Origin of the sequence: Mycobacterium sp. UM_CSW (assembly GCF_000455205.1) — a bacterium.
Classification (GTDB): Bacteria; Actinomycetota; Actinomycetes; order Mycobacteriales; family Mycobacteriaceae; genus Mycobacterium.
Genome location: NZ_AUWQ01000174.1, coordinates 1 through 980, shown reverse-complemented (window position 1 = coordinate 980; position 980 = coordinate 1). Strand labels below are relative to the sequence as shown.

Genomic DNA, 980 nt, shown 5'->3' with positions numbered 1-980 from the left:
CGCCGGCCCCGCCGCCACCGCCACCGCCGCCGGCGGCGGTGGCGGGGAGACCGGTGGAACTGCCAAGCGCCGTGCCGCCATTGCCGCCGGTGCCGCCTTGGCCGCCGTTACCGTTGAAGCCACCATTGCCGGCGCCGCCCTGGCCGCCGTTGCCGCCGGTGCCGCCGTTGGTGCCCAGGGTGACCGCAACGCCGCTGGTCGTGTCGCTCTTGCCGGCCCCGCCAGTGCCGCCTTGACCTCCGGTGCCGCCGGTACCAGCGCTGCTCGCCTGGCCTCCGGCGCCGCCGCTGCCCGCGCTGCCCCCGGCGCCAGCTGTCCCGCCGGTACCGCCGGTGCCGCCGGTGCCGGCACCCGAGCCGGTGTCGGCGGCGCCCACACCGCCCTGGCCGCCCTGACCACCGGTGCCGCCCACTCCGCCGGTGCCGTTGGTGCCGCCGTTGCCGGCGCCGCCTTGGCCGCCTTGACCGCCGGCACCGCCCTGAGTGCCCTGACCGCCCTGGCCAGCGTTGACGCCACTAACTCCTGCGGTGCCCTGCATGCCGGCCCCGCCCCAGCCGCCTTGACCTCCGGTGCCGCCGATGCCCGCAGCACCATCGACGCCGCCAGTGCCGCCGCTGCTGCCCCCCAACCCGGCTGCCCCGCCCATGCCACCCTGACCACCGACCCCAGCGCCAGATCCGACATCAGCGGCGCCCACACCGCCCTGGCCGCCGGTGCCGCCGTCCCCGCCTGCGGCACCGTCGCCCGCGGTGCCCGCGGGGCCCGCAGTGCCGCCAAAGAATCCTGCGCGCCCACCGGCGCCAGGCGCCCCGCCGTTCCCGCCGCTACCCCCCTGACCGCCCGTCTGGCCCACACCGCCGGCGCCAGCGTTGGTACCAGTCACCCCTCCCGCGCCGTCCCCGCCGTGGCCACCCATCGCGCCGTTGCCGCCGCTACCGCCGGCCCCGCCGGTACCGGACAGCAGCCCGGCGGCCCCGCCG

General features: G+C 79.2%; 1 protein-coding gene and 1 pseudogene. One reads left to right on the top strand and one right to left on the bottom strand.

Annotated elements, in window-relative coordinates; translation table 11 throughout:
- Positions 1 to 538, bottom strand: a 538-nt coding sequence (locus N415_RS32435; RefSeq protein WP_204366849.1) for a hypothetical protein, incomplete at its 3' end; no start/stop codon positions are given.
- Between the two features lie 21 nt (positions 539 to 559).
- On the opposite strand from N415_RS32435, the pseudogene N415_RS32430 reads away from it, so the two are divergent.
- A pseudogene (locus tag N415_RS32430) lies at positions 560 to 980 on the top strand (hypothetical protein); the annotation flags it as partial.